Below are 23,485 nucleotides of genomic sequence, written 5' to 3'. Positions count from 1 at the left end.
CTTGCCTGCCGCCGCACCCGGTTGCAACTGGCGTCGCATCCGCTATGCGGAAAGCCGGGGAACGGCGGGGAGGCCAGAACTTGAGCGCAGGGTCGGCAGTGATTGAGGACGTGATCGATCCGAAACGGGATCGGTTGGTGATTGTCGCCAGTTCGCTCGGTACCGTGTTCGAATGGTATGATTTTTTCCTCTACGGCATCCTCGCCAGCCTGCTCGGCAAGCTGTTTTTTGCCACCGGCAACCCGACCACCGAACTGCTGTTCAGCTTGTTCGCCTTTGCCATCGGCTTCTTCTTCCGGCCCTTGGGCGCGATCCTGTTTGGCTGGTTCGGCGATCGGGTCGGGCGTAAATACACGTTCCTGATCACCATCGCGATGATGGGCGGCGCGACAGCCTGCATCGGCCTGCTGCCGACCTTTGAACAGGCCGGCATCTTGGCGCCGATCCTGCTGCTGGTGCTGCGCACGCTGCAGGGGCTGGCGCTGGGCGGCGAATATGGCGGTGCGGCGATTTACGTCGCCGAACATGCGCCCAAGGGCAAGCGCGGCGCCTATACAAGCTGGATTCAGGCGGCGGCAGCCGGCGGCTTCATGCTGACGCTGGCTGTGGTGCTGTCCACCCGCGCCATCATTCCGGAAGAACAGTTCAACGCCTGGGGCTGGCGGGTGCCGTTCCTGGTGTCGATCTTCCTGCTGGCCATATCCTTGTGGGTGCGGCTGAAATTGTCGGAAAGCCCGGTGTTTCAGAAGATGAAGGCGGCTGGCACCACATCGAAGAACCCGTTCAAGGATGCGCTGACCGCGCCGGGCAACAAGGGCCGGCTGCTGGTGGCGCTGGCGATTTCGGCGGGCTTCACGGTGATTTTCTACACCAGCCAGTTCGGCACGCTGTATTTCCTGCAGAACACGGCACGCCTGCCGGAACGCGATGCATTGCTCTATCTGGCGGCGGGGGTGCTGGCGACAGCGCCGTCCTATGTCATCTTCGGTGCCTTGTCCGACAAATATGGCCGCAAGGCTATCCTGGTCTCGGGCTTTGTGTTGACGTTGATCTTCCTGTTCCCGATCTTTCACCTGATGGCGCGCGGCGCCAATCCGGCGCTGGCGCAGGCCGTGGCCACGGCGCCGGCCATGGTCGAACTGCCGCCCTGCGATTACAACATCTTCCTGAAACAGGAACAGACCTGCGGGCAGGCGCTGGAATGGCTGACCAAGCGCGGGGTTTCGTACAGCAAGCGTGAAGCACCGGAACTGGCGCTGAATGTCGGCGGCGCGCGGGTGGCCGGTTTCGACAAGGCGGCGTGGAATGATGCGTTGAACGCTGCCGGCTGGCCGGAAAAGGCCGATCCGGATCAGGTCATCGTCTGGCAATTGCTGCTCGCGGTGATGGCGATCGGGCTGCTGTCGGGCTGGACCTATGCCCCCATTGCGGCGCTGCTGGTGGAAATGTTCCCGGCGCGGGTGCGCTACACCTCGATGTCGGTGCCCTACCATATCGGCACCGGCTATTTCGGCGGGTTCCTGCCGGTCATCTCGCAATATATCGTCGTATCGACAGGGGATGTGTTTGCCGGGCTGTGGTACACGATCGCGGTGGTCACCATGGGCCTGATCGTCATGCTGCTGTTCCTGAAGGACACGCGCGACATCGACATCAACGATTGAGGGCATCCAATGACAGGACCATTGGCCGGAATTCGCATCGTAGATCTGTCGCAGATCGTGTCAGGCCCGATGGCCTGCCAGATGCTGGCCGATCAGGGGGCTGACGTCATCAAGGTCGAAAGTCCCGGCGGCGATCCGGTGCGCGCCCTGGGGCCGCGCAAGGCCGATCTGTCGTCCATGTTCATCGCGGTCAACCGCGGCAAGCAGGGCCTGTGCCTCGATCTGAAATCACCGCAGGGGCTGGCGATTCTGGAACGCCTGGTCGGCACTGCCGATGTGCTGGTTGAAAATTTCCGCCCCGGTGTGCTGGCGCGGCTGGGGCTGGATTGGGCGCGATTGCAGCTGCTCAACCCGCGGCTGATCTATTGCAGCATCACCGGCTTTGGCCCGGATGGGCCTTACAGCAATGTGCGTGTCTATGATCCGGTGATCCAGGCCGTATCCGGCATCGCCGCCAGCCAGACCGACAAGGAAGGCACGCCCGGGCTTGTCCGCCACCTGGTGGCAGACAAGGTGACGGCGCTTACCGCCGCGCAGGCCATCACGGCCGCCTTGCTGCGCCGGGCGCTGGCCGGGGCAGGGGCGCCGGGCGAACGGATCGAAGTTGCCATGCTGGATGCGGCGGTGGCCTTCAACTGGCCGGAAGGCATGTATAATCATGCCTTTCTGGATGACGCGCCGCCGCGCAGCCCGGAATATGGCGCACAGATGCGGCTGTGGAAGGCTGCCGATGGCCAGGTGGCGATCGGCGCGCTGCAAACCAGTGAGTTCATTGCCCTGTGCCGATCACTGAACCGTGACGATATGGCCACCGATCCGCGCTTTCAGTCGCTGGGCGGGCGCCAGCAGAATCAGCGTGAATGGGCGCCGCAAGTCGCTGCCGAAATCGCATCGCGCACGCGGGCCGAACTGATGGCCGGCTTCGTGCGCGAAGGCGCGGTCGGCGGCCCGGTGGTGGCTCTGTCCGACGTGCCGGATGACCACCAGGTGCAGCACAACGGCATTTGCATCACGGTCGATCACGATTCCGGCGTCGGCCGCGTGCGCCAGGCACGGCCGCCGGCGCGCTTTGGCGAAGCTTTGGCCACCCCCGGCCCGGCGCCGCATCTGGGCCAGCACAGCCGGCAGATTCTTGCCGCCATCGGCTATGATGATGCCGCCATTGCCGCGCTGCTGGCGGCTGGTGTGGTGGCAGAGCCGACAAACACACCGTAAAATCACTGGCCCATTCGGCACGGCTCTTGCAGTATCCCCGGCATGGGGCTGCGCTGATTATGCCATTGCGCCCGCCGCGGGCGCTTCCCATATCAGTACGGCAAGACGGGTTCGGGCCATTGCCCGCCCAACGGAGAGATCATGACCAACCAGACCCTGCCTGTGCTGCCCTTGCGTGACATCGTGGTGTTCCCGCAGATGATCGTGCCGCTGTTTGTCGGCCGCGAGAAATCCGTGGCGGCGCTCGAAGCCGCGATGCAAGCCGGCCGCACCGTGTTCCTGCTCAGCCAGAAGAACCCCGGCGATGAAGATCCCGGCGCCGATGAACTATATGACGTCGGCACGCTGGCCAATGTGCTGCAATTGCTGAAACTGCCCGATGGCACCGTCAAGGTGCTGGTCGAAGGCCAGAGCCGCGCCAGGTTGATCGATCTCGACGCCAGCGGGCCGCATCTGGTCGCTCAAATCGCCGAGCTGGAGGATGTGATCCGCAGCGAAACCGAAGTCGCCGGGCTGCTGCGTTCGGCGCAGGGCCAGTTCGAACAGTTCATCAAGTTGAACCGCAAGATCGCCTCGGAAATCTCCGGCCAGATCGCTGCCATCGAGGAAGCCAGCCGCTTTGCCGACACGGTTGCGGCCAACCTCGGCCTGAAGATTGCCGACAAGCAGGGCCTGCTCGCCGAAGCCGATGTCGCGGCGCGGCTGGAGAAATTGTTCGCCTTCATGGAAGGCGAGATGGGCGTGTTGCAGGTCGAAAAGAAGATCCGCAACCGCGTGAAGCGGCAAATGGAAAAAACCCAGCGCGAATATTATCTGAACGAGCAGATGAAGGCGATTCAGCGCGAGCTGGGCGAAGGCGATGACGAGAAAGACGAAGTCGCCGAGTTCGAGGAGCGGATCGCCAAGGGCAAGCTGACCAAGGATGCGCGCGAAAAGGCGATTGCCGAGCTGAAGAAATTCAAGGCGATGGCGCCGCAATCCGCCGAAGCCACGGTGGTGCGCAATTATCTCGACACGCTGCTTGGCCTGCCGTGGGGCAAGAAGTCCAAGATCAAGAAGGACATCATCGCGGCGCAGGCCGTGCTGGATGGCGACCATTTCGGCCTGGAGAAGGTGAAGGACCGCATCGTCGAATATCTCGGCGTGCAGGCGCGCACAAACAAGCTGAAAGGCCCGATCCTGTGCCTCGTCGGCCCGCCGGGTGTCGGAAAGACCAGCCTGGGTCGCAGCATCGCCAAGGCGACGGGGCGTGAATTCATCCGCATCAGCCTGGGCGGCGTGCGCGATGAAGCCGAAATCCGTGGCCATCGCCGCACCTATATCGGTTCGATGCCGGGCAAGATCATCCAGAGCCTGAAGAAGGCCGGCACGTCGAATCCACTGTTCCTGCTCGATGAAATCGACAAGCTCGGCCAGGATTTCCGCGGCGATCCGGCCTCGGCGCTGCTTGAGGTGCTCGATCCGGAACAGAACAAGGCGTTCAGCGACCATTATCTGGAGGTCGATTACGACCTGTCGGACGTGATGTTCGTCACCACGGCCAACAGTTACAACATGCCGCAGCCGCTGCTCGATCGCATGGAGATCATCAGCCTGTCGGGCTATACCGAAGACGAGAAGGTGGAAATCGCCCAGCGCCACCTGATCGAGAAGCAGTACGAAGCCCATGGCCTGAAGAAGGAAGAGTTCAGCGTCGATGAAAGTGCGCTGCGCGACCTGATGCGTTATTACACGCGGGAAGCCGGTGTTCGCACGCTGGAGCGGGAGATTGCCAAGCTGGCCCGCAAGGCCCTGCGCCGCATCCTGGAAGGCAAAGCGGACAGCGTGACGGTGACGGCCGAAAACCTTGCCGAGTTCGCCGGTGTGCGCAAGTTCCGCTATGGCCTCGCTGATGTGGAAGCCCAGATCGGCGCCGTCACGGGCCTCGCCTGGACGGAAGTGGGCGGCGACCTGCTGACCATCGAAGCGGTGACGGCGCCGGGCAAGGGCGTGATCAAGACGACCGGCAAGCTCGGCGATGTGATGACCGAATCGATTTCGGCGGCACTGTCGTTCGTGCGCGCCGGCGCCCATCTTTATGGCATCCGCCCGACCCTGTTCGAGAAGAAGGACATCCACGTCCACGTGCCGGAAGGCGCGACGCCCAAGGATGGCCCGTCAGCGGGCATCGCCATGGTGACAGCGATCATCTCGACGCTGACCGGCGTGCCGGTGCGGGCCGATGTGGCGATGACGGGCGAAGTGACATTGCGTGGCCGCGTGCTGCCGATTGGCGGCCTGAAGGAAAAGCTGCTGGCAGCCCTGCGTGGTGGCATCACCACCGTGCTGATTCCGGCCGAGAACGAGAAGGATCTGGTCGAAATCCCCGACAATGTGAAGCAGGGGTTGACCATCGTGCCGGTGTCCCACGTCGATGAAGTGCTGGCGCTGGCGTTGACCAAGCCGTTGGTCGCCATCGAATGGAACGAGGCCGAAGCGTTGGCCGTGCAGCCACCGGCGGCCGGCGCCATCGAACCGGCGGTGCGGCACTGATCAATCTGGTGAGGGGGGGCTTTACAGTCTCCCCCAAACCGCCTAATCCGCCGCTCCCGACAGGGTGTACCCGCGGACGTCGGGGCGCGTAGCTCAGCGGTAGAGCACTGCTTTCACACGGCAGGGGTCACAGGTTCAATCCCTGTCGCGCCCACCACGTCCGCCGTTTTTCCGGCGAGTTTATGACGATCCTTTTGCCTGTTCCCGATGACTGGCAGGCACAGGCACGCGCCGCCCGGATCAGCACCGCCGGCCTGCTCACCCACCTTGGGCTGACGCCGGCCGATTTCCCGGCCGGCGTGATTGCCGATCCCGATTTCCCGGTGATGGTACCACCGCATTTCCTGGCGCAAATCCGGCCGCGCGATCCGGCCGATCCGCTGTTGCTGCAAGTGCTGGCGCTGGGGCAGGAGGCCCGGCCGCAACCCGGCCGTCTCACCGATCCGCTGGAGGAAGCCGATTATCGCGCTGCCCCCGGCCTGCTCCGCAAATATCGCTCCCGCGCGCTGCTGATCGCCAGCGGTGCCTGCGCGATCCATTGCCGTTATTGCTTCCGCCGCCACAGCGATTATGGCGCCACCATGCTCACCCGCGCCCGTGAAGCCGAGGCGCTGGTGGCCATCGCCGCCGATCCGGCCATCGAGGAAGTCATCCTGTCGGGTGGCGACCCGCTCAGCCTGCCTGACGCGCGGCTGGACGCCCTCGTCACCGCCATTGCCGCCATCCCGCACATAGCCACCCTGCGCCTGCACAGCCGCACATTGGTGGCGATCCCATCCCGTGTCACCGAGGCGCTGCTGCAACTGATTGCCAGCACACGGCTCAGCGTCGTGATCGTGCTGCACAGCAATCACGCCCACGAACTGTCTGCCGACGTTGCGGCTGCCATGGCCCGGCTGCGTGCAGCGGGCGCGACGTTGCTCAACCAATCGGTCCTGCTGGCTGGCATCAACGATGACGCCGCCACCATCGCCGCGCATTGCCGGCGGCTGTTCGCTTGCGGCGTGCTGCCTTACTATATGCACCTCACCGATCCCGTGGCTGGCGCTGCGCATTATGATGTCGACGAACCCCGCGCCCGTGCCATCGATGCCGAATTGCGGGCCATGCTCGCCGGTTATCTCGTGCCGCGCTTCGTGCGCGAAGTGCCCGGCCGCGACAGCAAGACGCCGCTTGCTGCGCTGTAACCCCTGGATGAACCCGCGATAACAAGTCCATTCAGACTTCCAACAGGCGCTGCATACTATGGTCTCCCTACCACCAAGAGGAGAACCGCGATGATACGCACGGGCATGATGATGATAGCGACGCTGCTGGTGGCGACTCCGGCCTTGGCAGGCGGAGATGACCGGTACGACCGACGCGAAGTCGCGCGTAGCTGGATCGAAGTGCAGGACGCCCGGCGCGACCTGGCCCGCGCCGAGCGGGCGTTCCAGCGTGACCGGGCTCAACTCTATCGCGCCGGTTGGGATGATGATCGCGGTCGCGGTTGGGATGATGATCGCCGCCGGGACAAGCGCGGTTGGGGCAAGGGCGGTCGGCCTGGCAAGGGACCCGGCTGGCAGCAGGATGGCTGGCGTCAGCAGGGCTGGCACGCCGAGCAATTCTACCGCCCCGGCAACAATTATCGTCCGGTCAATCTTGGCCGCAACGATCAGATTTTTCGCGGTTACGACAATCGCTATTACTGTCGGCGCAGTGATGGCACCACCGGCCTGATCATCGGCGGTCTCGCCGGCGGCGCGCTCGGCAATGTCATCGCACCAGGCGGCTCCAAGCTGCTTGGCAGCCTGATCGGCGGTGGCCTGGGCGCCGTGCTCGGCAACAGCGTGGACCGCAATCGGGTCGTCTGCCGGTAACAGCTGCAAAAAAACTGATGGCGTCCATCGGAAATCCCCGATGGACGCCGTTGGCGTTTATTTCGTACTATCCGCCTTCAAAGGAGCATTATCATGGCAAAGAAGAAACTCATTCCAACCGATGCCGGCATTGATCTGGGCATGCCCGATGATGGTCGCCGCGCGATTGCAGCCGGTCTGTCGCGTCTGCTCGCCGATACCTATACGTTGTATCTCAAAACGCATAATTTCCACTGGAATGTTACCGGCCAGCAGTTCAATTCGCTGCATCTGATGTTCGAAGGCCAATATACTGAACTGGCATTGGCGGTGGACATGATTGCCGAGCGTATCCGCGCGCTGGGCGAACCGGCACCGGGCAGCTATTCGGCCTATGCCGAATTGGCGACGATCAAGGAAGCCGCCGGTGTGCCGGAAGCGTCCGAGATGGTGCGCATCCTGTCCGAAGATCAGCTCGCCGTGGTGCGCACGGCGCGCAGCATCTTCCCGGTGGCCGACGAAGCCCATGATGAACCGACCTGCGATCTGCTCACCCAGCGCATGCAGATCCACGAAAAAACCGCGTGGATGCTGCGCTCCACGCTCGGCTGAGGCCGCTCAGGCGCGGGTGGCGTAATTGGTCGCCACCCAGTCGCGATAGCTGCCGTCCATGATTGCCCGCCACCAGCCTTCGTTGGCCAGATACCAGCCGAGCGTTGCCGCAAAGCCCTGCTCGAATGTGCGCGCAGGGGCATAGCCCAATTCGGCGCGCGCCTTGGTCTCATCGATGGCATAGCGCCGATCATGGCCCGGGCGGTCGGTGACGAACGTCTTCAGGCTGTCGGTGGGCAGGCCCTTGGCCGCCGGCGCATCCGGGAAGCGCCCCGCCAGCGCCGGATCGGCTGCAAACGCCGCATCCACCGCTGCACACAAGGTGTCGATCACGGTCAGATTGGGCAACTCGGCGCCGCCGCCGATATTGTAGGTCTCGCCGACCCGCCCGCGGGTCAGGCAAGCCTCGATCCCGCGGCAATGATCCTCGACATGCAGCCAGTCACGGATCTGCTGGCCATCGCCATAAATCGGCAGCGGCCGGCCGTGCAGCGCATTGATCAGAAACAGCGGGATCAGCTTTTCCGGAAACTGGTACGGGCCATAATTGTTCGAACAATTGCTGGTGACCGTTTCAAGGCCATAGGTATGGTGCCAGGCGCGCACCAGATGGTCGCTGGCCGCCTTGCTGGCGGAATAAGGGCTGTTGGGGGCATAGGCCGTCGTCTCGCTGAACGCCGGATCGTTCGGCCCCAGTGTGCCATAGACTTCATCGGTCGAGACATGGTGGAAGCGGTGCGGCCGGCCACTGCCCGCCAGCCACACGCTGCGCGCGGCGGTAAGCAAGCTGAGCGTGCCGAGCACATTGGTATCGACAAACGCCGCCGGGCCATGGATCGAGCGATCGACATGGCTTTCGGCTGCGAAGTGCACGATCGTGTCGATGGCGTGATCGTTCAGCAGCTGCTCGACCAGTGCGGTATCGCGGATGTCGCCATGCACGAATTCCACGCCGGTCAGCCCGTCCAGATTGGCGCGGTTGCCGGCGTAGGTGAGCGCATCCAGCACGATGATCCCATCATCGACATGCTGCTGCTGCCAATAGTGGACGAAATTGGCACCAATGAAGCCGGCGCCGCCCGTGACGAGCAAATTCGTCATGTCGCAATTTCCTTCAGGCAATCGACCAGTTCGTGGCGCCAGTGGCGTGCCGGGCCGGTGATCGCGTAAGCGCTGGCCTTGTCGAGCACGCTCCACGCCGGCCGGCGTGCCGGGGTGGGGTAATCTTCGGTTCGGATCGGGATCACCGGCACCGCGCGGCTGAGCAAGCCCAGCGCCAGCGCTTCGTCCTGGATGGCCACAGCAAAATCATGCCAGCTCGCAACGCCGGCATCGGTCCAATGAAAGATGCCGCTATGGCCCTGCAGCGCCCAGATGGCGCGGGCCAGGCTTGGCGCGTGGGTCGGGCTGCCGATCTGATCGCCGACCACGCGCAGTTCATCGCGGGTCGCCATCAGGCGCAGCATGGTGTGCACGAAATTATTGCCAACCGCCGCATAGACCCAGGCGGTGCGGATGATCAGCGGTGCCGGGTGCAGCGTCTGCGCGGCGACTTCGCCGGCCAGCTTGGTGCGGCCGTAGGCGCTGGCCGGGGCGGGCACCGTATCGGGCGCGTAAGGCCGGCAGGCCTCACCATCGAACACATAATCGGTCGACACCTGCACAAAGCGCGCGCCAGCCGCCGCAGCAGCGCTGGCCAAATGGCCCACCGCCGTGGCGTTGACGGCAAGCGCGGCCGCTTCTTCGGCTTCAGCCTTGTCCACCGCCGTTCAGGCGGCGGCGTTGACGACCAGATCAGGCCGGGCGGCGGCAACCACCGCAGCGACCTGATCGGCGTTGCAAATATCGAATTCGGCCTCCGGCGGCGCCACCAGTGTAACGCCGTCCGGTACGCTGGCACTGAGTGCGCGGCCCAACTGGCCGCCGCTGCCGGCAACGAGAACCCTCATGCAAAAATCTCCGCATCCGTCAGCAGTGGCGCAACGGCGTCCTTGCCCGACAACAGCGGTTCGGCGCCGGTGTCGGGCCAGGTGATGCCGATTGCCGGATCATCCCAGCGGATGCCGCGATCGCTGGCGGCATCATACAGGCTGGTGCACTTGTAGACGAAATCCGCCACCTCGCTCAGCACCACGAAGCCGTGGGCAAAGCCCGGCGGGATATAGAGCATGTGGTGGTTGCTGTCGGACAGTTCATAGCCGACCCACTGGCCGAAATGCGGCGAAGACCGGCGAATATCCACCGCCACATCAAACACGGCACCGCGCGTGACCCGCACCAATTTGCCTTGCGGATTGACCAGTTGGTAATGCAGCCCGCGCAGCACACCGCGTGCCGAGCGACTGTGATTGTCCTGCACGAAATCAAGATCCAGGCCGGCGGCGGCAAACTGCCTCGCATTCCAGCTTTCCAGGAAAAAGCCGCGGGCGTCGCCGAACACCTTCGGTTCGATCAGCAGCACGCCGGGCAGGGCGGTCTCCATGACCTTCATTGACCATGCTCCAGCTGCTCGAGCAGATACTCGCCATAGCCGGATTTGCGCAGCGGCTCGGCAATGCGCACCAGTTGCTCGGCGCTGATGAAGCCCTTGCGCCAGGCGATTTCCTCGGGGCAGCAGATTTTGAGGCCCTGACGCTCCTCGACGATGCGCACATAGAGCGCCGCATCCAGCAGTGAGCCGTGGGTGCCGGTGTCGAGCCAGGCGAAACCGCGGCCCATCAATTCCACATCGAGCTTGCCGGCCTCCAGATAGAGCCGGTTGAGATCGGTGATCTCCAGTTCGCCGCGCGGGGACGGTTTCAGATCGCGCGCCATGGCCACTGCATCGCCATCATAGAAATAGAGGCCAGTGACCGCGAAGTTGCTCTTTGGTTCGGCCGGCTTTTCCTCGATCGTCAAGGCACGGCCGTTTTCATCGAAGGACACGACGCCATACGATCGCGCGTCCTTCACATAATAGCCGAACACTGTCGCGCCACGATCGCGCGCATCGGCCTTGGCCAGCAGTTCGGGCAAGCCGTGGCCATAGAAGATATTGTCGCCCAGGATCAGCACGGACGGGTCGTTGCCCACGAAGTCCGCGCCGATATGATAGGCCTGCGCCAGGCCCTCGGGCCGCGGCTGCTGGGCGTATTGGATATTGATGCCCCAGGCGCTGCCATCACCCAGCAGGCCATGAAAGGCCGCCGCGTCGCCGGGCGTGGTGATGATCAATATGTCGCGCACGCCGGCCATCATCAGCACCGACAGCGGATAATAGATCATCGGCTTGTCATAGACCGGCATCAACTGCTTCGATACCGGCTTGGTCAGTGGGTAAAGTCGCGTTCCCGAACCCCCTGCCAATATGATTCCACGCCGCATGTTCGTTCCCCCTTCAATGATCAGGCAGCCGGGCCCGATCGCCCTTGGCGCGATGCCCTATATTGTCGTTAAAGCAGGAGTTGCCCGCCGCCCGGTGATCACTTGGCGGCTGGTGCCGGGGCTGCGGGCGCTCGCGCTGCGCCTGCTGCGGGCGCGCCGCCGGCCTTGGCGCGGGCATCCTGCGCGGCCTTCTCCTTGGCAGCATCTGCAGCCTGCTTGTCGAGCTGCGCGGCGATCTTTTCCGGCGTATCGAGGCCGTTGCCATATTTGATCTTGCCCTTGGCCGCTTCACGCAGGCGCGTCAGCTCGGCCTGCAGGCGGCGGGCAATTTCCTGGCGCTGCATCAACTGTTGCGCATAGGCGATGGCGCGTTCACCCGTAAACGGCTCCACCTTCATGTTGCTGACCACGTTGACATAGACGATTGGTGCCGGGGCGCCCGCTGGCTGGTCCGTGAACATGAACGGCTCACCATCGGGGCCCTTGGCCATGCGGATCACCTCGGTGCTGAGACGCGGATCGAGGATCAGCGAATCGAGCTGCTGCGGCGCACGGCGATATTCGATATTGGCATCGAGCAGCACCCGCTCCACCTCCTGCATCGTGCGCGCGTCCTTCAGCGGCAGCGCGCCGAAGTTGGGCGGCTGCAGGAACTGGATCTGATCGAGGGTTAGGATGCGGCGATCACCAAAAATCACCGGGTTTTCCTCGACATATTTCTGCGCCTGCTCACGCGGCGTTTGCGGCACCTTGCCCGATACTTCGGCCTGCAACGCCTGCACCAGCAGATTTTCATCGTTGCGGGTCTTGGCGAGCACGAATTGCGGTGACTGGTCGAGCTTCCGGTTACGGGCTTCCTGGGCGAGCATCTTGCGCTCGATGACGCGGGCCAGGCCGACGGCTTCGACCAGCTTGCGCGGCGCACCCTGGGCCTGGGCGCCCAGCGCCGAAATCTCCTGGTTTACCTCGTGAATCGTTACATCCCGGCCATCCAACGTGGCCACGACCTGGCCATCGGGCTTGTCGGCTTCCTTGTCGCAGCCGGCCAGCAAGGCAGCGGCTGCAGCCATCATCAACAGCGATGCGCGTTGCTTGATCATCCCAAAGTCTCCTCATGCGGGTGGCGCCCGGCAGTGCCGGACGGCCCGGCGTCAGATTCGTCTCTTGCCGTTGCTGCTGCCACAGTCAATGGCCGCCTCTTAACCACCAATGCAGTAAAATTCATGGTGGCGCCGGCACCAACGCCAGTTACGGCTGGAACGTGTTTCATGGTTTCAGGCCAAAGGCCGCGCGGGCGATCGCGGCGGCGTGGCGTGGCTTGCGGCGGGCGAGCCGGCGCAACACCCACCCCCAGCACAGCAGCCAATGCCACGGCCACAGTGGGCGGGAAAACTGCCAGATGAAGGCCAGTCGGGCCCGGGTGCGGCGGTGATCGGCTGCGGGCGACAGCCGGTGCAAAGGATCGTCGGCATCAAGGGCGCCGTCGCCCTTGTGAAAAATGGTGGCACCATGCGCAAACGCGATTTCGAAACTGTCACCGCCAAGCCGCCGATTGCGCCACGCCCAATCGGCGGTTTCCAGTTCCCCATCATAGCCGTCCGCCATCGGGCCGACGGCATCCAGGAATTCGCGGCTGACCGCGATGCTGGCACCCGCCACGAAATCGGTGGCGTCGGCCACATCCTGCGGGCTGTAACGGATGGTGGCGGGTTCTTCGCCACCGAGCCATTTGACGACGCCGCGCAGCAGCGTGAAGCTGGCGCCGTTCAGCGCCTTCATCCGGTCCGGCGCCCAATAATGGCGCACCACCGTGCCGCACATCCCGACCCGCGGCGTTGCCAGCATGCGTGCCAGCAAGGCCGCCGGCGATTCGGGTGTGACCACCGTGTCGCTGGCGAGCAGCCAGAATGTGGACAGGCGCGGATCAGCGCGCAAATGGCGCAACCCCAGGTTGCTGGCGCCGGTCACCGTGAGTTCTTCAGGCGAAACGATCAGGCTGAGCGGTGCCATGGGGCCGGCGCCCACTGCGTTTGCGGGCACTTCGGCCATGGCAATCGGTTTGGCCATCGGCGGGGTCGAAAAGGCCAGCATTTCGCGCGATTCGGCCACCGGTGGCCAGCGTCCGGCCACCCAGTCCCGCAATCGGGCCGCAGAATCATCTGCAGAACCGGGGTCAACCACCACGATCTTCATTTGCAACGGGCAGCGCAGCAGGCTTTCGAGGCACTCGATGGTCGCGGCGGCACCGCGATGATTGACGAGCACCACCCCCAGCATCGGTGGCAACAACGGGCCAGCCACTAGGCCTGATCCTGCCAGGTCGCGCGGGCGTCGCTGCGCCCGGCCAGCAATGCGCGCACAGTACGTGGGACCGATGGCAACAACATCAACGCCCGCATAACGGATGGCCAAAGCTGCGCCGTCATGGACTGCGCGGACGTTTCGCTGATGCCGGAGCCTGCCGGTGACGGGGTCATCACATTGTCCCGGTTGTGCAAGATCAAAGCGACAGGCGGCCCATCGCTGCCGAGATCATCAGCAAGGCGGCAACCCCTGGATAACCAAAGCGGAAGTGCGGATCGCCAGGGCCTTCGCGGCGTTCCAGCAGGTCGACGTTGTTGACGAACAGCTTCAGGTCACGCTCGATGGCCAAGGGTGCCAGTGCGCCGCCCATTTCCGTGTAGACATCATCGACCGTGAACCAGCCGTCTGCGGAATTGCCGGCACGCGCGGCCGCCACCAGCAGATCCCAGTGGGTGCGGGCCTCCTCGCGGGACAAATTCGCCTGCACCCGCCGCGGCAGGCTGGCCTGCCAATCACTGATGACCCGCTCGATGGAGCCGCTGGCATCATCCTCCGTCACCTTGTCACGGCCCGCGTTGATGGCATTCAGCCCGGCCTGATGGCCAAGCAGACGCACCAGATAGGGTGAACCTGCCGACATGCGCGTGACCAGCGCCACAGCCTCATTCGTGAAGCGGATATCGGCCGCGCGTTCACCCAGACGCAGCAGATCGCGCACTTCAACATCGGTCATCGGCCGCATTGGCAGGCCGGCGATGTTGCGGCGGATAGACGGCGCATAGCCGATCAACTCATCGAGGTTCAGTGCGACGCCGGTGATCACCAACTGTACGCGCGCGGCCCGATCAGACAGGTTCTTGATGAGTTCGGCCACTTCACGGCGGAAATTGACATCGATCACGCGATCATATTCGTCGAGGATGACGAGGACGCGGGTGCCGACCACGCCAGCCAGCACATCGGCCAGTTCGCGTGCACCATATTCCCCCTCCGGCAGCATCGTATCGAAATTGCCGCCCTGCTCGGCCTGGCTGGAATTGGGCAGAACCGACGAATGGTAAATGTGCGGGATATGGGCCAGCACGCTGCGGAACATGTCGGGGAAATTCGCTGCCGTGCCGCAGCTTGCATAAATGACGTGATAACGCGCCTCACGCGCGGTCTGGGTGAACACATGCGCCAGGCTCGTCTTGCCGATGCCGCGCTCGCCATAAATGACGACGTGGACGCGCTGTTCCTCGATCGCATTGATCAATTGCGACATGGCTTCATGGCGGCCGGCAAAGGCCTCACGCGAAATGACCGGTTGCGACGCACCAAGGGAATCGCGCAGGGCCAGCCGGCGGCGGGCAAGGACACTGGCGGTGTCGCTTTCCACATCGTCCGAAGCGCTGGCGATGAAGCGCGGCAACATCGGGCCGGGTTCTGCGATATCGGTCTGGCGCCAGATGCCACGGCCGGCCGCAGCCCCTTCACCGCTGTCGATCATCGGTTCCTGGTCGGCCAAGGCTGGTGGTGCGGCTTCGGGAGTACGGGTTTCTTCGTTGTCACCGGGTGCAAGCAGGTCTTCGCCCACAGCCGCGCTGTCGCCAGCCCCGCTCCGCATCTTGCGCTTCCAGATCATTACCACCTCAGAACCTGCATATGACAATCCGTTTATGACACGGTGACCGCGAGGGTCGGTTTCGCGGTACCTCAAATGGTGTCTGCGCGGTGCCTGTGCCACGAAGTGTCGTCTGAAGCGAGAACGAAAACAGCCGTTATTCCGGTGAAACGTCCGAAAAGCCCGACCGGCGCTGCTTGCGTAGTTGCCGGCTCTGCTGCCTGCGTGTAGCAGCGCGCTACGAAACACGCCCAGCCATCAAGGTGCGCTGGGCAAAAAACGATGGACAGGGATTTACAACGGCAATGGCGCGAACAGCACTGACTATGGCGTGGCGGGGGCTGCCCGAAATGGGCACCCTGTCGATTGCCGTGCTGTCGATTGCTGCGTTCGCGATCGAGCCGGCGACTGCCCAGATCAATCCCAATACGCAAACCGTTCCGCAAGGCGCTACCGACACCGATGATGATCCGGTACGATCCAACGCCCGCGTGCCGGGCGTGGCCGGCTTCACTGGTCGGGGACTGTCAATTTCAACGTCACTCAACAGCCGATACGAATCTAATCTCTCGCGTCGCCTGACTCCCGATGATGGTTTCAGAATCCAGCCACGCATTTCGGCGGATTATGGTCTTGGCAGCAACCGGCTTGGTGTGTTCGTCGCTGGCAGCTACGGTCGAGATATAGTGTTGGGTAACCGATTTTTCGGGGGTGGGAATCGGTCAAATGTGTCCGCCGGTGTTGATTTCGAGTTGTCGCGATGTTCTGGCGAAATCGGCGCAGGGCTGCGCGAGAGCCTCAACCTGCGCAACGATGCAGCGCAGTTCGGGGCCTTTCAGCAACGGTCGCTGGTTTATGGGTTTGCGGCAAGCTGCCAACTGGGACGCGCCCTGTCGATCAATGCCGGCATCAGTCGCAGTGATGCGCAAAACGGGCGCGGTGCCAGCACGGCATTGAACGTCGAGACCCTGGCCTTCACGGGCGGTCTCGGACTGAATATCGGTTCCCTGGGCCAGTTGTCGGTGTCCGGCTCGGTCAGCAATGTCGATCTGCCGGGGCGGCTGGTTGTAACGCCGACGGCGATCGTGGCGGATGGTTTTCAACAGCGAACGGTTCGGGTCGGCCTCTCAAGGGCCTTCGGATCCCGGCTCCTGATCGCTGCCGGCGGCTCCGTGATCGATAACCAGCCCGGCACGGAGTCGTCTCTGATCGTTGTGGACGGTGTTCCGCAGTTCGTTGATCGCAGCCGCTTTACCGGCTTTGGTTACGATGGTGCCGTTGATTTCACCTTGTCGAGCCGGCTGAGTGTGAATCTTACCGCAAATCGCAGTATCAATACCAACCCGTTCGTCGGCGCGTTCCTCGTCGTCGGCAATGGCTATGCGGTTTCGGCAAATACGCAGGTCGGCCGCTATCAGGTAGCAGCGGGGGCTCGGTTCCGGAACAGCAGTTTCAGGGGCAGCTTTGCTTCGGAGTTCGATCCGACCCCGCGGCGCTCCGACAAATTGCAGATCTATTTCGTTCGGATTGGTGGCCGGATCGGGCAACGCATTCGCGCCAGCCTGGAAATGAATCACACACGGCGAATCTCCGATCCGACGGCGTTGAGCTTCACCTCAACCGGTGCCGGGCTTAATCTCAGTATGGCGTTTGGAAAGGGTAGTCGATGATGCACAAGTTCAAATTGGCCGTTTTGGCAGTATCGTTGGCCGTTGGCGCGCAGGCGCAGGATGCACCGTATCAAGGATATCGCATCGGCCCGGATGATACGATCCAGGTGATTGTCTATGGGCAGTCCGAATTCAATGTCAGCACCCGGGTCAAGCACGACGGCACGATCGTGATGCCGTTGATCGGCATCGTGAAGGCCGAGGGTGAGTCGAATACCACCCTGGCCCGACAGATCACGGACAAGCTGGTGTCGGGCGGTTATCTCAAGGATCCGTTGGTCAACATCGAAATCGCGAGTTACGTGTCCCGCACGGTCAATGTGGCCGGAAATGTTGGGTCGTCCGGCATCTATCCGCTGGATCGTCCGTATCATGTGCTGGAGATCCTGTTGAAGGCCGGTTGGGTGCGGGGGGACGCAGCGACATTTGTCTATTTGCGCCGTGACGGCGAACCGGTGCGCACGCTTGTGGTTGAAGACCTGGTGCGCGGCGGGCGCGACAGCGACCCGATGCTGCAACCCGGTGACACGCTGTTCGTACCGCCAGCAGAAACCTTCTTCATCAGCGGGGCCATCAACGGCCCGGGCATGAAGGCCATTCTGCCCGGCATGACCATTCGCCAGGCCATTGCGCTTTCGGGCGGCGTATCCGCCTCGGGCAGCGCCAACAAGGTTGGCTTGATCCGCGGCAATGGCAAGGAAGTTGATGCCGAACCGTCAACCAAGGTAGAAAACGGCGATATCATCATCATCAAGGAACGTCTGTTCTGATTGCCCTTTTCGGTTGGCGCCCGCCTGTGGGTGGCCGCACCGAAACCGGCAACAGATGAATTTCAACAAAGGCTGGCGACACGCGATGAGTATCATTCAACTGCTTCGCATCCTGATGGCCCGACGCTGGGTTGTTTTGGTTGCCGTGTTCCTGTCGATGGTGGTGGCGGTCGGGGTCGGGTTGATCCTGCCGGCGCGCTACCCGGCGAAGGCGCGTGTCTTGATGGACAATTTCAAGCCCGACCCGGTGACCGGCCAGGTCATCGGCGGCAATGGCTTGCGCCTGTTCATCCGAACGCAGCTGGAACTCATCAAGGATTACCGCATCGCCGGGGAAGCCGTCGATCGCCTGGGCCTTGCCGGCAACGCCGGCCTGCTGGCCAACTGGCAAGCCGAAACCGGCGGCTATGGCGATTTCCGGCGTTGGCTGGCCGATCGTGTCGTCAAGAGCGTGACCGTTGGTGTTGTTGAAGGCAGCAACATCATGGAAATCACCTACGAAGCGAGCAATCCCGAAGTCGCCCGCCGCACGGTGAATGCGCTTCGTGATGCCTATATTGAAAACAGCCTGAAGTTCCGCACCGACAGCGCCGGCCGAACGGCAGAATGGTATCGCGAGCAGGCCAACCGCGCGTTGCGCGCGCTGGAAACCGCGGAAACGGCCAAAAACCGGTTCGAGCAGGAAAATGGCATCGTGATGACGGCCAATGGTGAAGTCGAGACCGTGCGGCTGGCCAGCCTGCAGGCCGCGCTCACGGCGGCCCGCAGCAACCAGGGCCTGCAACAGTTCGAAGCCATGCGGCAGGCCACCGCGTCCAGTTTGGTCGATCAATTGAAATTGCAGCTTTCGACCTTGAATGATCAGCTCGAACAGGCGTCGGAGCGGCTTGGCACCCAGCATCCAACCTATGTCGGTCTGTTGGCCCGCCGCGGCCAATTGGAACGGCAATTGGTGCGTGAACAGTCCAGCGCCAGAGCGGCCGGTGCCGAGCAGATTGGTGCCACCACCAGCGGCATTGCACAGCTTGAGGCGCAATATACCGCCCAGCGCGCCAAGGTGTTCGCGATGAAGGATCAATTGGATCGGCTGACCCAGTTGATCAGCGAAGTGGAACTGCGGCGCCAGCAATATGAGCAGGCCGCCAAGCGCACCAGCGAACTGCAGCTGGAATCCAACGTGTCAGACTCCGGGTTGATCGTGCTTGGCGACGCCACCGTGTCCAACACGCCGGCATTCCCGAAATGGCCGCTGATCATTGGTCTCGCCTTGGCGGCCGGTCTCGCGCTGGGCGTGGTGATGGCAATGATCATCGAACTGGTGAACCGCCGGGTACGCGGCGGCGAGGATCTGGCCTATGCCGCGCGCGTTCCGGTGTTCACCGTGATTGCCGACCGACGCCGGCCAGAATGGCAGCAGGCCATCAAGCGCTTGCTGAACCGGCGCGGGCGCAATGCACCTGGTTGGCAGCCGGCGCAATGATTGGTGAACCGATGGACAATGTCGAAAGCGAAGTGCAGGCCGTCGAAGCGGTCAGCAGTGTGGTGTCGGGTGGCGGCTTTGCGGCCAGTGAGCGGTACGATGCGCCAATCCGCGATGTTCTGACCCGCCTTGGCTATCTGACCGAAGATCAGGCCGCCCGGGTCGCTGGCCACGCCAGCGAACGCGCGCTTGATTTCGATCAGGCCGCTCTTGAGCTTGGCTATATCACCACAGAAGATCTTGATCGGGCCCGCGAACAGCTGATCACCAGCATGGCGCTGCAGAATGTGGCGCGGCGCCCGGTTTCCGACGAACTGGTGGTGATGTCTGATCCTGCCTCGGTGCGCGCGGAATCGATCCGCATGCTGCGCACGCAGGTGATTGCGCAGCATATCAAGAATGGTCGGCGCGGGCTGGCCGTGGTGGCGGCCGCGGATGGTCACGGTTGTTCCTGGGTGGCGGCCAATCTTGCCGTGGCAATGTCGCAGGTCGGCTTCAAGATTTTGCTGATCGATGCCAACATGCGCAGCCCACGCCAGGATCAGATATTCGGTCTGGACCCCAACGCGGCGGGCCTGTCCAATTTCCTGTCGTTGCAGGTGGCGCGTCCAGAGCGCGTGGTGAACGCCAATGTGTTGCCTGGCCTGGCACTGATCACGGCGGGCCCCCCGACCAGCCGTCCGCAGGAATTGCTGTCGGGCAATCGCTTCCGCGATGGGGTCAACACCCTGCTGCGCGAATATGATCTGGTGCTGTTCGACACGCCGGCCGCCAATACCAGCGCCGATGCGCTCAATATCGGAGCAGCGGCGGCCTATGCGTTGATCGTTGGGCGGGCCAATCACAGCTTTTACAAGGATATCAGCACCCTGACCGATCAGTTGGCAGCGGCACGCTGTGCCGTGGTCGGCGCGGTGCTCAATGAATTCTGAGCCGGGACATCAGGGCAATATGGCCAGTGTGGCGCAAGTAGCTGGTCCTGACTGGCGGCATATCCTGATCCAGCGCTGGCCGTTGGCGCTGGGCATTGCCGTGCTGGCGGTGCCGACGATCGTCAGCCTGGGTCAAGGGCCCTGGCAGATGGAATCGGGCGTGCATGGCGTGATCGTGCTGGTCACTGGCATCTGGCTGGTGCTGCGTCGCTGGGGCGATATCATGGCCATGGGTTCCCCCGGCCAGCCCTTGGTCACTGCCGCGCTGCTGGCGGTGGCGTTGCCGATGTATGTTGCCGGCCGCGCCTTCGAATTCATCAGTATCGAGACCGCCGCATTGCTGTTGGCCATGGTGGCGGTGATGCATCAATATTGGGGCGTCGCGGTGGTGCGCATGCTGTGGTTTCCGATCCTGTATCTGGGGTTCGTGGTGCCGATCCCTGGGTGGCTGCTGGATACCGTGACCTTGCCATTGAAGGTTCTGGTGTCGGAACTGGTGACGGGGGGGCTGGCCGAATTGGGCTATCCGGTGGGCCGGCTCGGCGTGACGCTGTATATCGCGTCCTACCAGTTGCTGGTGGAGGATGCGTGCGCCGGGCTGAATTCGCTGGTCAGCCTGTCCGCGATCGGGCTGTTTTATGTCTATCTGATCCGCGGTTCCAATCCGGTCTATTCGCTGCTGCTGCTGGCGATGGTGATCCCGATTGCCATTGCCGCCAACTGCGTGCGAGTGGCGGCGCTGGTGTTGATCACTTATTATCTCGGCAACGCCATGGCGCAGGGTTATCTGCACAATTTCGCCGGCATGGTGACCTTTGTGTCGGCCTTGCTGTTCATTTTCCTGCTTGATTGGCTGCTGACGCCGTTGCGGTCGGCGCTGGAACGCAGGAGTGCGGCGGCATGATGATGCCCAGCCGGCGTGACGTTCTGATGGGCGGTGCCTTGGTGGTTGGCGCTGGCGGGGCCTTGGCCATGACCCCGCGTGGCCGGCTGTCGCTGATGCCGCCCGGTCATGAGCTGGAAGCGATCGTGCCGAAGCAACTGGGGCCGTGGACCTATGCCCCAAGTGGCGGGATCGTGCTGCCGCGCGATGAAGATGGCCTGACAGCCAAGCTCTATGGCCAGGTGCTCAGCAGGGTCTATTTCTCGCAGTCGCGACTGCCGGTCGTGCTGGTGATTGCCTATGGCGAAGTCCAGAGCGATTTGCTGCAGTTGCACCGTCCCGAAGTCTGTTACTCGGCGGTCGGGTACGAGATTTCGGAGACGCGGCGTGCCGACATCGCCCTTGCGCCTGGCGTCACCATGCCGGCGCGCGAATTGGTGGCGCGCAGCGAAGAGCGGACGGAGAGCATCACCTACTGGACGCGTATCGGCGATGATTTGCCGACCAGCGGCAGTGAACAGCGCCTCGCCAAGCTGCGCCAGCAGTGGGATGGCTATATCGCTGACGGCATATTGGTGCGCATGTCTTCGCCAGTCGCGGCCACACCCGCCGTACGCGCGCAACTGGCCGAATTTGCACGTGCGATCGTCAGCGGGCTGTCAGCCATTGATCGCCCGGCCTTGGTGGGACGGCCGCTCGCCGCGCGCATCGCATGAAGATGGTTCACCCGTGCCGGCTCTGGGGGGCGACGCTGGGTGGATCAGCCCTGATTGAACGGCTGCAACACGCGCCAGATGAAGGCGATCGTGGCCGCGAACAGTGCAATGGCAGCCGCGTGGAGCAGTATTTCGCCCGTCTTCAAGGCTTCATTGCCCAGAAAATTGGTGGCGGCGCAGCCAATGGCCGCAACCAGATATTGCCACAGATGATCCCGGGGTTCGCCCTGGCTCCGCTGCAGGAACAACACGATCAGCCCGGCGAAGGTCATCACGGTCAGCCAATCGTAGGGTGTTTCCATGCCATTTGCTCCTTGCGCGGGCGCTATATACCAAGTTGTGAGGGCCGCACCATGTTGTTTCAGTGGCGCCGCCAAAACGCTGTTCCTGTTCTGACGCTGCGAAGCGGGTGCGGCCGGTGAATTCTCAGCAGCCTGTGCTGGCGCCTTCCGCGCCGACGCTGGCCAATGGCAAAGGCCCCGGCATGCCGCTGGGCCTCGCCATACTTCTGGTGCGCATGCTGGAATTTCTGGTCGTGGGTGCCGCGGGCTTGTCGTTGCTTTGGTTCGGCAGCTTCGAACCGGACGGCAATATCGCCATTTACGGCCGGGTGACGTTGATTGCGGCACTGGCCTTTGCCGTGCTGGCCGAAAGCCTGGGCAGCTATGATATCGAAGCCCAGTTTTCGCTGCGCGAGGGCTGGCGACGGGTGATCCTGGCGTGGGCGATGACGGCGTGGTTCCTGATCACGATGGGATATCTGCTCAAGGCCTCCGATGAGGTGTCGCGCGGCTGGGCCATAAGCTGGTTCATGGTTGGCGGTTCGTCATTGCTGCTGGCGCGGGCGCTGGCGACAATGTGGGTGCGCCGCCTGAAGAACAAGGGCACGTTCAATGAACGTGTGGCGATCTTCGGCGCCGGCCCGCAAGGCGTGCGCTTTGCCGAATATGTGCTGGCGCACGACCGGCTGACCATCACGTTGATCGGCATTTTCGACGATCGCAAGGCCGATCGCCTGCCGGCGGATGTCGCCGGGGTGCCCTTGCTCGGCAATCTTTCGGCGCTGATCGGCATGATCCGCGAAGGCATGATCGATCAGGTGGTGGTGGCGTTGCCCTGGGCTGCGGAGCGTCGCTTGCAGGACGTGGTCAGTCGCCTGGCGTTGACGCCAGTGAAGGTGCGACTGGCGCCGGATCTGGTCAGCTTCACCTTCTCGCGCCGCCCGGTCGTCATTTTGGGCGATGTGCCGGTGATGACCCTGTTCGAACGGCCGATCTCCGGCGTGTCGGCGGTGATGAAGGATATTGAAGACAAGGTGTTGGCCAGCATCATCCTGTTGCTGATCTGGCCAATCCTGTTGGTGGTCGCCTTGGCCGTGAAGCTGGATTCGTCCGGCCCGATCCTGTTCCGGCAGCCACGCGAGGGCTTCAACAATCAGCCCTTCAGCTGCTTCAAGTTCCGGACGATGTATCACAACCGGCTGGAGTACAAGAACATCACCCAGGCCAGCCGCGATGATCCGCGCATTACCCGTGTCGGGCGCATCCTGCGCCGCACGAGCCTGGATGAGCTGCCGCAATTGTTCAACGTGATGATGGGGGACATGTCGCTGGTTGGCCCTCGCCCGCACGCGCCATCAACGCGCGCCGGCGGCCGGCTGTTTTCCGATGTGGTGCAAAGCTATGCCGCCCGTCACAAGGTCAAGCCCGGCATCACCGGCTGGGCGCAGGTGTGCGGCTGGCGCGGCGAAACCGATACCGAAGAGAAGCTGGTGAAGCGCTTCGAACATGATCTCTATTACATCGAAAATTGGTCCCTGTGGCTGGATCTCTATATTCTGCTGCGCACCGTCGGCGCGGTCCTGCTGCCGCGAAATGCCTTTTGAGATGGGTCGCGGGTTCGA

General features: G+C 63.1%; 21 protein-coding genes, 1 tRNA gene and 1 pseudogene. 14 read left to right on the top strand and 9 right to left on the bottom strand.

Translation table 11 applies throughout. The features are described from left to right. Positions 1-44: 44 nt before the first annotated feature. From ACTIEZ_RS08210 to ACTIEZ_RS08180, 7 genes are all read left to right on the top strand, one after another. Positions 45-1,664, top strand: a complete 1,620-nt coding sequence (locus ACTIEZ_RS08210; RefSeq protein WP_439546182.1) for an MFS transporter — start codon at positions 45-47, stop codon at positions 1,662-1,664. A gap of 9 nt (positions 1,665-1,673) precedes the next feature. Beyond that, positions 1,674-2,879 carry a CaiB/BaiF CoA transferase family protein gene (locus ACTIEZ_RS08205; RefSeq protein WP_439546181.1) on the top strand — a complete coding sequence of 402 codons (1,206 nt, stop codon included), beginning with the start codon at positions 1,674-1,676 and terminating at the stop codon, positions 2,877-2,879. Between the two features lie 141 nt (positions 2,880-3,020). Beyond that, on the top strand, positions 3,021-5,411 hold the full coding sequence (gene lon / locus ACTIEZ_RS08200) for an endopeptidase La (RefSeq protein WP_439546180.1): 2,391 nt from the start codon (positions 3,021-3,023) through the stop codon (positions 5,409-5,411). 82 nt (positions 5,412-5,493) lie between these two features. After that, positions 5,494-5,568, top strand: a tRNA-Val gene (locus ACTIEZ_RS08195). 25 nt (positions 5,569-5,593) lie between these two features. After that, positions 5,594-6,598: an EF-P beta-lysylation protein EpmB gene (gene epmB, locus ACTIEZ_RS08190; RefSeq protein ID WP_439546179.1), complete on the top strand. Its 1,005-nt coding sequence runs from the start codon at positions 5,594-5,596 to the stop codon at positions 6,596-6,598. Positions 6,599-6,688: 90 nt separating this feature from the next. Next, entirely contained in the window at positions 6,689-7,270 is a 582-nt protein-coding gene (locus tag ACTIEZ_RS08185) for a glycine zipper 2TM domain-containing protein (RefSeq protein WP_439546178.1), read from the top strand. Positions 7,271-7,363: 93 nt separating this feature from the next. Further along, complete coding sequence (locus ACTIEZ_RS08180; protein WP_439546177.1) at positions 7,364-7,861, top strand: Dps family protein; 498 nt, start codon at positions 7,364-7,366, stop codon at positions 7,859-7,861. A gap of 6 nt (positions 7,862-7,867) precedes the next feature. Here ACTIEZ_RS08180 and rfbB read toward each other — a convergent pair whose 3' ends face one another. The 8 genes and pseudogenes from rfbB to ACTIEZ_RS08140 form a co-directional block, all read right to left on the bottom strand. After that, on the bottom strand, positions 7,868-8,962 hold the full coding sequence (rfbB, locus tag ACTIEZ_RS08175) for a dTDP-glucose 4,6-dehydratase (protein ID WP_439546176.1): 1,095 nt from the start codon (positions 8,960-8,962) through the stop codon (positions 7,868-7,870). Further along, positions 8,959-9,810 (bottom strand): annotated as a pseudogene (rfbD, locus tag ACTIEZ_RS08170) (dTDP-4-dehydrorhamnose reductase). Before rfbD ends, rfbB begins: the two are co-directional and overlap by 4 nt. Then, positions 9,807-10,352: a dTDP-4-dehydrorhamnose 3,5-epimerase gene (gene rfbC / locus ACTIEZ_RS08165; protein ID WP_439546175.1), complete on the bottom strand. Its 546-nt coding sequence runs from the start codon at positions 10,350-10,352 to the stop codon at positions 9,807-9,809. The pseudogene rfbD and the gene rfbC overlap by 4 nt, the downstream one beginning before the upstream one ends. Further along, entirely contained in the window at positions 10,349-11,224 is an 876-nt protein-coding gene (rfbA, locus tag ACTIEZ_RS08160) for a glucose-1-phosphate thymidylyltransferase RfbA (protein WP_439546174.1), read from the bottom strand. Before rfbA ends, rfbC begins: the two co-directional genes overlap by 4 nt. A 98-nt stretch (positions 11,225-11,322) precedes the next feature. Further along, positions 11,323-12,324, bottom strand: coding sequence for a hypothetical protein (locus ACTIEZ_RS08155; RefSeq protein ID WP_439546173.1), 1,002 nt, complete (start codon positions 12,322-12,324; stop codon positions 11,323-11,325). Between the two features lie 166 nt (positions 12,325-12,490). Then, positions 12,491-13,525 carry a glycosyltransferase family 2 protein gene (locus tag ACTIEZ_RS08150; protein WP_439546172.1) on the bottom strand — a complete coding sequence of 345 codons (1,035 nt, stop codon included), beginning with the start codon at positions 13,523-13,525 and terminating at the stop codon, positions 12,491-12,493. After that, entirely contained in the window at positions 13,525-13,701 is a 177-nt protein-coding gene (locus tag ACTIEZ_RS08145; protein WP_439546171.1) for a hypothetical protein, read from the bottom strand. The genes ACTIEZ_RS08150 and ACTIEZ_RS08145 overlap by 1 nt, the downstream gene beginning before the upstream one ends. A gap of 23 nt (positions 13,702-13,724) precedes the next feature. Continuing rightward, complete coding sequence (locus tag ACTIEZ_RS08140; RefSeq protein ID WP_439546170.1) at positions 13,725-15,134, bottom strand: AAA family ATPase; 1,410 nt, start codon at positions 15,132-15,134, stop codon at positions 13,725-13,727. Positions 15,135-15,481: 347 nt separating this feature from the next. On the opposite strand from ACTIEZ_RS08140, the gene ACTIEZ_RS08135 reads away from it, so the two are divergent. The 6 genes from ACTIEZ_RS08135 to epsI all read left to right on the top strand — a co-directional run bounded on the left by ACTIEZ_RS08135 (position 15,482) and on the right by epsI (position 21,582). Next, positions 15,482-16,801: a hypothetical protein gene (locus ACTIEZ_RS08135; protein WP_439546169.1), complete on the top strand. Its 1,320-nt coding sequence runs from the start codon at positions 15,482-15,484 to the stop codon at positions 16,799-16,801. Beyond that, entirely contained in the window at positions 16,798-17,571 is a 774-nt protein-coding gene (locus tag ACTIEZ_RS08130) for a polysaccharide biosynthesis/export family protein (protein WP_439546168.1), read from the top strand. The genes ACTIEZ_RS08135 and ACTIEZ_RS08130 overlap by 4 nt, the downstream gene beginning before the upstream one ends. Before the next feature lie 85 nt (positions 17,572-17,656). Further along, positions 17,657-19,051 (top strand): Wzz/FepE/Etk N-terminal domain-containing protein, encoded by a 1,395-nt coding sequence (locus tag ACTIEZ_RS08125; RefSeq protein ID WP_439546167.1) that lies wholly within the window; start codon positions 17,657-17,659, stop codon positions 19,049-19,051. After that, positions 19,048-19,983 (top strand): hypothetical protein, encoded by a 936-nt coding sequence (locus ACTIEZ_RS08120; RefSeq protein WP_439546166.1) that lies wholly within the window; start codon positions 19,048-19,050, stop codon positions 19,981-19,983. Before ACTIEZ_RS08125 ends, ACTIEZ_RS08120 begins: the two co-directional genes overlap by 4 nt. Continuing rightward, positions 19,973-20,887 carry an exosortase V gene (xrtV, locus tag ACTIEZ_RS08115; protein ID WP_439546165.1) on the top strand — a complete coding sequence of 305 codons (915 nt, stop codon included), beginning with the start codon at positions 19,973-19,975 and terminating at the stop codon, positions 20,885-20,887. The genes ACTIEZ_RS08120 and xrtV overlap by 11 nt, the downstream gene beginning before the upstream one ends. After that, positions 20,884-21,582 carry an exosortase-associated protein EpsI, V-type gene (gene epsI / locus ACTIEZ_RS08110; RefSeq protein ID WP_439546164.1) on the top strand — a complete coding sequence of 233 codons (699 nt, stop codon included), beginning with the start codon at positions 20,884-20,886 and terminating at the stop codon, positions 21,580-21,582. Before xrtV ends, epsI begins: the two co-directional genes overlap by 4 nt. A 44-nt stretch (positions 21,583-21,626) precedes the next feature. Here epsI and ACTIEZ_RS08105 read toward each other — a convergent pair whose 3' ends face one another. Next, on the bottom strand, positions 21,627-21,884 hold the full coding sequence (locus ACTIEZ_RS08105) for an XrtV sorting system accessory protein (RefSeq protein WP_439546163.1): 258 nt from the start codon (positions 21,882-21,884) through the stop codon (positions 21,627-21,629). A gap of 116 nt (positions 21,885-22,000) precedes the next feature. Between ACTIEZ_RS08105 and ACTIEZ_RS08100 the strand changes: the two genes are divergently transcribed. After that, on the top strand, positions 22,001-23,467 hold the full coding sequence (locus ACTIEZ_RS08100; RefSeq protein WP_439546162.1) for an undecaprenyl-phosphate glucose phosphotransferase: 1,467 nt from the start codon (positions 22,001-22,003) through the stop codon (positions 23,465-23,467). Positions 23,468-23,485 lie beyond the last annotated feature (18 nt).

This window comes from Sandarakinorhabdus sp. (genome assembly GCF_051860625.1).
GTDB lineage: Bacteria > Pseudomonadota > Alphaproteobacteria > Sphingomonadales > Sphingomonadaceae > Sandarakinorhabdus.
The sequence above is the reverse complement of the archived record's forward strand: the minus strand, read 5'-3'. Positions and strand labels throughout refer to the sequence as shown.

Excerpts from the sequence above, each read along its gene's own strand:
- rfbC (WP_439546175.1), bottom strand. The coding sequence starts at position 10,352 with ATGAAGGTCATGGAGACCGCCCTGCCCGGCGTGCTGCTGATCGAACCG.
- ACTIEZ_RS08135 (WP_439546169.1), top strand. The coding sequence starts at position 15,482 with ATGGGCACCCTGTCGATTGCCGTGCTGTCGATTGCTGCGTTCGCGATC.
- ACTIEZ_RS08125 (WP_439546167.1), top strand. The coding sequence starts at position 17,657 with ATGAGTATCATTCAACTGCTTCGCATCCTGATGGCCCGACGCTGGGTT.
- lon (WP_439546180.1), top strand. The coding sequence starts at position 3,021 with ATGACCAACCAGACCCTGCCTGTGCTGCCCTTGCGTGACATCGTGGTG.
- ACTIEZ_RS08145 (WP_439546171.1), bottom strand. The coding sequence starts at position 13,701 with ATGACCCCGTCACCGGCAGGCTCCGGCATCAGCGAAACGTCCGCGCAG.
- ACTIEZ_RS08130 (WP_439546168.1), top strand. The coding sequence starts at position 16,798 with ATGATGCACAAGTTCAAATTGGCCGTTTTGGCAGTATCGTTGGCCGTT.
- ACTIEZ_RS08210 (WP_439546182.1), top strand. The coding sequence starts at position 45 with ATGCGGAAAGCCGGGGAACGGCGGGGAGGCCAGAACTTGAGCGCAGGG.
- ACTIEZ_RS08140 (WP_439546170.1), bottom strand. The coding sequence starts at position 15,134 with ATGCGGAGCGGGGCTGGCGACAGCGCGGCTGTGGGCGAAGACCTGCTT.
- ACTIEZ_RS08180 (WP_439546177.1), top strand. The coding sequence starts at position 7,364 with ATGGCAAAGAAGAAACTCATTCCAACCGATGCCGGCATTGATCTGGGC.
- ACTIEZ_RS08205 (WP_439546181.1), top strand. The coding sequence starts at position 1,674 with ATGACAGGACCATTGGCCGGAATTCGCATCGTAGATCTGTCGCAGATC.
- ACTIEZ_RS08185 (WP_439546178.1), top strand. The coding sequence starts at position 6,689 with ATGATACGCACGGGCATGATGATGATAGCGACGCTGCTGGTGGCGACT.
- ACTIEZ_RS08105 (WP_439546163.1), bottom strand. The coding sequence starts at position 21,884 with ATGGAAACACCCTACGATTGGCTGACCGTGATGACCTTCGCCGGGCTG.
- epmB (WP_439546179.1), top strand. The coding sequence starts at position 5,594 with ATGACGATCCTTTTGCCTGTTCCCGATGACTGGCAGGCACAGGCACGC.
- ACTIEZ_RS08120 (WP_439546166.1), top strand. The coding sequence starts at position 19,048 with ATGATTGGTGAACCGATGGACAATGTCGAAAGCGAAGTGCAGGCCGTC.
- epsI (WP_439546164.1), top strand. The coding sequence starts at position 20,884 with ATGATGATGCCCAGCCGGCGTGACGTTCTGATGGGCGGTGCCTTGGTG.
- rfbA (WP_439546174.1), bottom strand. The coding sequence starts at position 11,224 with ATGCGGCGTGGAATCATATTGGCAGGGGGTTCGGGAACGCGACTTTAC.
- rfbB (WP_439546176.1), bottom strand. The coding sequence starts at position 8,962 with ATGACGAATTTGCTCGTCACGGGCGGCGCCGGCTTCATTGGTGCCAAT.
- xrtV (WP_439546165.1), top strand. The coding sequence starts at position 19,973 with ATGAATTCTGAGCCGGGACATCAGGGCAATATGGCCAGTGTGGCGCAA.
- ACTIEZ_RS08155 (WP_439546173.1), bottom strand. The coding sequence starts at position 12,324 with ATGATCAAGCAACGCGCATCGCTGTTGATGATGGCTGCAGCCGCTGCC.